Annotated in this window: 5 protein-coding genes and 1 pseudogene; 1 reads left to right on the forward strand and 5 read right to left on the reverse strand. The window is 49.4% G+C overall.

Annotation, left to right across the window (positions count from 1 at the left end; genetic code table 11):
- Positions 1-24 precede the first annotated feature (24 nt).
- The 4 genes from ahpF to VK958_RS10110 all read right to left on the reverse strand — a co-directional run bounded on the left by ahpF (position 25) and on the right by VK958_RS10110 (position 4,881).
- Complete coding sequence (ahpF, locus tag VK958_RS10095; protein ID WP_325241054.1) at positions 25-1,590, reverse strand: alkyl hydroperoxide reductase subunit F; 1,566 nt, start codon at positions 1,588-1,590, stop codon at positions 25-27.
- A gap of 175 nt (positions 1,591-1,765) precedes the next feature.
- On the reverse strand, positions 1,766-2,329 hold the full coding sequence (gene ahpC / locus VK958_RS10100) for an alkyl hydroperoxide reductase subunit C (RefSeq protein WP_055828833.1): 564 nt from the start codon (positions 2,327-2,329) through the stop codon (positions 1,766-1,768).
- A gap of 166 nt (positions 2,330-2,495) precedes the next feature.
- A complete protein-coding gene (gene soxZ, locus VK958_RS10105; RefSeq protein WP_325241055.1) occupies positions 2,496-3,302 on the reverse strand; it encodes a thiosulfate oxidation carrier complex protein SoxZ in 807 nt (268 codons plus the stop codon).
- 19 nt (positions 3,303-3,321) lie between these two features.
- Positions 3,322-4,881, reverse strand: coding sequence for a beta-barrel assembly-enhancing protease (locus tag VK958_RS10110; RefSeq protein ID WP_325241056.1), 1,560 nt, complete (start codon positions 4,879-4,881; stop codon positions 3,322-3,324).
- A 114-nt stretch (positions 4,882-4,995) separates the two neighbouring features.
- Here VK958_RS10110 and moaC point away from each other — a divergent pair, with 114 nt between their 5' ends.
- Positions 4,996-5,487 (forward strand): cyclic pyranopterin monophosphate synthase MoaC, encoded by a 492-nt coding sequence (moaC, locus tag VK958_RS10115; RefSeq protein WP_325241062.1) that lies wholly within the window; start codon positions 4,996-4,998, stop codon positions 5,485-5,487.
- Positions 5,488-6,326: 839 nt separating this feature from the next.
- On the opposite strand, the pseudogene VK958_RS10120 reads toward moaC, so the two are convergent.
- Positions 6,327-6,458, reverse strand: a pseudogene (locus tag VK958_RS10120) (pseudouridylate synthase); the annotation flags it as partial.

Consider the following 6,458-nt stretch of genomic DNA (forward strand, 5'->3'; position numbering starts at 1 on the left):
TTTTATTGTTACTACATCTCTATTTTACTGACGAATCAGGTAATCAAACGCACCCAGAGCGGCATTCGACCCTTCACCCATGGCAATCACAATCTGCTTGTAAGGAATGGTAGTCACATCCCCCGCCGCAAATACGCCTGGCAAAGAAGTCGCATTATGGTTGTTGATTTCAATTTCACCATATTTGCTTAAGTCCAATGTCCCTTTCAACCAGTCACTGTTGGGCACCAGGCCAATCTGGATAAACACGCCTTCCAGTGGCACATGCTTGCTTTCCCCACTCACGCGATCTGTGTAAGTCAATCCATTGACACGTGTTCCGTCACCAGTCACTTCGGTTGTTTGCGCACTGGTCAGAATGGTTACGTTTTGCAGTGAACGCAGTTTGCGTTGTAGTACCGCATCGGCTTTCAGCTCGGTATCAAACTGCAGCAACGTCACATGTCCCACCACACCGGCCAGGTCAATCGCGGCTTCCACACCAGAGTTACCACCACCAACCACTGCCACGTGCTTGCCTTTAAACAGCGGGCCATCACAGTGCGGGCAATAAGCAACGCCTTTGTTTTTGTACTCTGCCTCACCAGGCACGTTCAGGTTCTTCCAGCGTGCACCAGTCGCCAGAATCACGGATTTGCTGCGTAAAGTCGCACCGCTTTCCAGTTTCACTTCGATCAAACCGGCATGTTTGCCATCTGTCTTACCTGGCTCAGCCAGGCCAACGGCACGTTGCAAAGGCATAATGTCAACATCATAGGTTTTCACATGCTCTTCGAGCGCCGCCACCAGTTTTGGCCCTTCAGTTTCTTTCACAGAAATAAAGTTTTCAATCGCCAGCGTGTCATTGACCTGGCCGCCGAAACGGTCAGCCACGATGCCGGTGCGAATACCTTTACGTGCCGCATAAATCGCTGCTGAAGCACCCGCCGGGCCACCACCTACCACCAGCACATCAAACGGTTCCCTGGCGCTGATTTTCTCAGCTTCTTTCGCTACCGCTCCGGTATCGACTTTGGCCAGGAACTCTTCTACCAGCATACGGCCAGAGGCGAACATCTCGCCGTTCAGGAAAGTCGCAGGCACGGCCATGATGTTACGTTCGTTGACTTCGTCCTGATACAGGCCGCCATCAATCACCGTCACATTGATGCGCGGGTTGAATACCGTCATCAATGTAGTGGCTTGCACCACGTCAGGGCAGTTATGGCATGACAGGCTCATATAGACTTCAAAGTTCAAGTCGCTCTCCAGCGCCTTGATCTGGTCGAGCACATCCTGCTCCACTTTTGGTGGATGACCGCCAGTCCACAACAAAGCCAGCACCAGTGAAGTGAATTCATGGCCCAGTGGAATCGCCGCGAAGCGTACGCCATGGGTTTCGCCTTCTTTGGCAATTACGAATGAGGGTTTACGCGCATCATCACCGGTTTCGTCGAGGCTGACTTTGTCTGACAATGCAGTAATCTCTTGCAGGAGTTCACGCATTTTTGCGGCATTGTCGCTGTTATCCAGGGATGCGATCAGACGGATAGGCTGACGCAGCATACCCAGGTAGGTTTGCAGTTGTGTCTTTAAGGTATCGTCTAACATTTTTTATTCTCCAAAATGACTTACTTGTCTGTGTTTATCGGCGACAAGAAGCCGTGGCCATACTAATGGCATTCGAAATGGTTGGGGGAAGCTCAGGTAAAACCACCAATACATTGGTGACTTTACCTGAGCGCCCTGCTATCGCAGGGCAATGCTCAAGCTAATCTCAGAGAGATTAAATCTTACCTACCAAGTCCAGTGATGGTGTCAATGTGGCTGCACCGTCGTTCCACTTGGCTGGGCAAACCTGGCCTGGGTTAGCTGCAGTGTATTGAGCAGCTTTCAACTTGCGCAAAGTTTCTTTAACATCACGGGCGATTTCGTTGCTGTGTACTTCAGCAGTCTTGATCACGCCTTCATTATTGATGACGAATGTGCCGCGCAATGCCAGGCCTTCTTCATCAATATGCACGTCAAATGCACGTGTCAACTGGTGAGTCGGGTCACCAACCAGTGGGAATTTTGCCTTGCCCACTGCTGGTGAAGTCTCGTGCCAAACCTTGTGGGAGAAATGCGTATCGGTGGTCACGATGTACACTTCAGCACCCGCCTTCTGGAACTCTGCGTAGTTGTCAGCCGCATCTTCAACTTCTGTCGGGCAGTTGAATGTGAACGCTGCCGGCATGAAAATCAATACAGACCATTTGCCCTTTAAAGATTCTTCAGTCACTTCGATAAATTTACCGTTGTGAAATGCCTGGGCCTTGAATGGTTGAACTTGTGTATTAATCAATGACATTGTGCTCTCCTTTTAATAATGGTTTAAAACGTTGTTTCACTTAACTAGTGATCTGATACTGCTATTTAAACTTTGTTTGTTTAAGCGAATGCATGCATTGTAGATAACTTTACTACATATGCATAATTGATTGTTTTAATTTTATTGATAAATATTATTTATCAAATTAAAGTGATACGGTGATTTCACCGTGCCCGCTAAAGCCGCGGTTATCCTGCCAGTTAACTGCTATTACATCGCCAATCTTCGCGTCTTTCAAATAAAACGTAAAGTACGGATTACGCGAAATTCCGGTCCCGGTTTGCGCATCAACAATCAGTTGCCCGTTCAAGATCACCTGCATCAATTGCATAAAATGCGCAGGTATTAACTCTCCCTCATCATTTTTGCTGCGCCCTGTACGCATCGGGTGAACAATAATGATCTTCAGCTCGGTAATGTTTTTGCCTAGTGGCCCCTCTTGCAGCGGACGCGCGCGCATTTTCATACTGCTGGCAAACGGTTCTTCGCGCTCATTACCAGCGCAGCCGTCTTCCAGCACGATCACTTCACGCCGCTGTTGCTGAAACTGTCCGCCAGCATTTTGCACCAATGCAATCAACTCACCGGATTGTGCCAGCTTGATACGCGTGACCAGTGTGGGTAACACCTGCTTGCCTAATTCAAAACTGGCAATCAGCGGTGTGGGGTTGGCATCAGCCAGCAAATGCATATGGCTGACAGTCCCTGCAGGCTGCGGGCTGGAGATTTCCACTTGCACAACCGCCCCATTTTCAGCTTTTTGCGGTGCCTCAATATGAATATCCTGAGAAACAGGCACTGCCTTTGCCTGTAATGCAGACATGACTTCAGGGGTATGCTTGGCATCAAACGCCTGCATAAACCAGGTAGCGGCCTGTACTTTCTGGATCACCATCCAGAACGGCAACATCGCCAATGCCAGGCCGCTTTTTAATAACATCCGTCTTTGCATCTAGCGTCCCAGCTTCCTTTCAGCTTTTGTCATCATCTTTTTCCAGTGTTTGCTGCAAGCGGAGCGCTTTCAGTCGAGCTTCGACTTTGGATTGCAAATAAAAATCCCCATCTTTGGCTTTACTGGCAATTTCAAACTGGTCTACCGCACGTGGTAAATCATATTTGCGCACATAAGCCTCACCCAACGCCTGATGCCTGAGCATTTGCTTGCCTTGCGCCTGGTAAGCCGCGGCCAGCCAGTCATACAGCTTTGGATCGTCCGGAAAGGTTTGCAGTTGCTTCTGGATAAACCCCACCGCTGCAGCCCACTGGTTGTTGTTGATCAGAGACTCGGCCTGGCCTTGGGCAAAGATTCTATGCTGCGGATAACGCTGCAGGCCCTGTAAGAACTGCGCCTGCGCTTCAGGCACTTGTCCCAACTTGGCTAGCGTCACGGCTTTCAAAGTAATCATGTAAGGGTTGACCATGCCACGCTGTTCCAGCCATTGCACTTCTTGCAGGGCATTTTTTGCCTGATTTGCCCGCAAGTAAGCATACCCCAGGCCAAAGTGTTCGGATTGCTCATTCTGGAAACGGCCCTCCTCCAGGTTATTCTTGAATTCTTCGACCATTTGCGTGGGAGAACCCTGGAACGCACGTATTTTAGCCCGCATCAAAGAAAAAGCCGGATTTTCAATGACTTGTTTATAGGGCAGGTTTTGCACACGGTTCCCCATATCGGCAATCCGCTCACTGGTCATGGGGTGCGTACGCAAATAACTGGGCATATTGCCATCTGAAAAGCGCGTCGCACGCTGCAAGGTATTAAAAAAAGCGGGCATGGCACGCACATCAAATCCGGCGTCCTGCAGAATAGTCAGGCCGACACGGTCCGCCTCGCGCTCATGTTCGCGGGTGTAATCGATCTGGCGTTGGATACCGGCCGCAGATGCCGCAGTCATCGCGCCCATGCCGGCTTGCGGATTTGAACGCATCACCAGCAAAGCCAAGGCAGTGGCAGCGATATTTTTAAACATATCGTATTTTTGTGACGCCAGCATACGCGCGAGGTGATGTTGGGTGACATGGCCGATTTCATGGCCCAATACACTGGCCAGTTCAGATTCGCTATTGGAAGAAGTAAACAGGCCGGTATGCACGCCGATCACACCACCGGGCATTGCAAACGCGTTGATACTTTTATCCTGCAACACAAAAAAATATAACTTCTGCTGTTTGTCCGGGCTGCTGGCACCCAGGCGTTTGCCTAATGCCTGCAAATAATCAGTGACCTCGGCATCATCAAATACATCCTGGCTGGTTGCCACCTGCTTAAGTATCTGGTTAGCGATTTTTTCTTCATCGCGCGCTGACAATACGGTTTGCGAAGCATCCCCCAATTCAGGCAACTGGTTGGAAGAATCTGCCGGTAAATTTAAATCCAGCTCGGGCTCATAAGGTTTACCGGAGAACTGGCCAACCGCACTTTCTGCCAGCATGGGGAACCCGGATGGCATCAATAAAGCCAACGTCACACTCCATCGCCCAAGTGCGCGGCGCGAGTAGGGATCAACAAGTTTGAGTGGGTTAAAAACCATGTATCTTTGAGTAAAAACGATCCTGAAAATCACATTATTCCTGAATCAGCATGGACCGCTGACCCAAACTTGTTATGATAACGGCTTCACCGCTTGAGTTCATCATTTTTCACCATGTCCGAATTAACGCATTTCAACGCACAGGGCCATGCGCATATGGTCGATATTGGCGATAAAGCGCACAGCAAACGTGTGGCCATTGCTGAAGGCACCATTCATATGCAAGCGGCGACATTGCAAACCATTTTGCAAGGTAATGCAAAAAAAGGCGATGTGCTGGGAATTGCCAGGATTGCAGCCATTCAGGCCAGTAAAAAAACCAGTGACCTGATCCCGCTGTGTCACCCGCTTAGCTTAAGTCGTGTTGATGTGAGCTTTGTGACAGATGAAATTAATCATCGTGTTGTTTGCCGTGTGCAGTGTGAAACTACCGGGCAGACGGGGGTTGAAATGGAAGCATTGACGGCGGTTCAGGTAGGTTTGTTGACGATTTATGATATGTGCAAGGCGATAGATCGTGGCATGACGATGGATAGTATTCGATTGCTGGAAAAGCATGGTGGGAAGAGTGGGGACTGGGTAGCGGCTAAGGAAAATGGCAATTAATTTTTACTATTCCAGTGTTTATTCATTGTCGCTTTTAAGAGTTTATTAAAAAAATAATTCTTCCAGTTCTTCAGTCTGTGGATTTAATTAGCATTCTATTTCGCCTGTAGGCGAGTGTCTTTCCTTTGCTTGCCCAAAGCAAAGTCACCAAAGTAAAGGCACCCTAGCTTCCGCTTATTTCCTGCGTTGCTCGGCTTAGGACTTTCGTCCGTTGCTTTGCCCGACTTGGGCATAAGCGGTCGCGAAACTCATCCTAGCGGCCTGCACAATACGCAGGCCACCGCTGGATTCAGACAGTCACTCCCTTCCTCCTTATTTTGACTCCGCTACTCGGCGCGTCAGATAGGGGCCCGTTGAAAACCACCACGCTGAAACAGATGTGGTAAACAATGGACAGAGGGCGCTAAGCTACCTTATTTAATTCTCAAGACTAAACCCAACACCCAAGTGCGCTGTTTTGTCTTTTGGCCTTGTTTTATTCCATAGGTTAAGCGGGATGCAATCTGAAGCAATAAACCCAAGGAACCGCGTAGTGGTTTCTAATGGGCCCCTATCTGACGCGCCGAGTAGCGCAGTCAGCGTGGGAGCCGTCGGCCAGCGTCTGTTCGAGTTCCGCAACAAGCCACGGTGTATGTGGCTTGTCAGGGCGAGTTTCGTTGGACGCCCACGCTGACGAGCAACACAGGAGATAAGCGGATGCTAGGGTGCCTTTTCTTTTGGTTACTTATTCTTTGGGCAAGCAAAGAAAAGTAACTCGCCTAAGGGCGAAAAAGGAACGTTTAAATCATCCGAAGAAATACCGATTAGAACGTCCACCCGCATCATCCGCACTATTGCCATCAAAACTTCTCATGCTCTCCCAAATATCGCCACTGCCCCGCCGGTAATTTCCCCAAACTTATCCTGCCAATCCGGATCCGCTTCAACCCAACCACTTTCAAGCCCACCAGCTCACACATCCTGCGAATCTG

The organism is Methylophilus sp., assembly GCF_035460085.1.
Taxonomy (GTDB): domain Bacteria; phylum Pseudomonadota; class Gammaproteobacteria; order Burkholderiales; family Methylophilaceae; genus Methylophilus.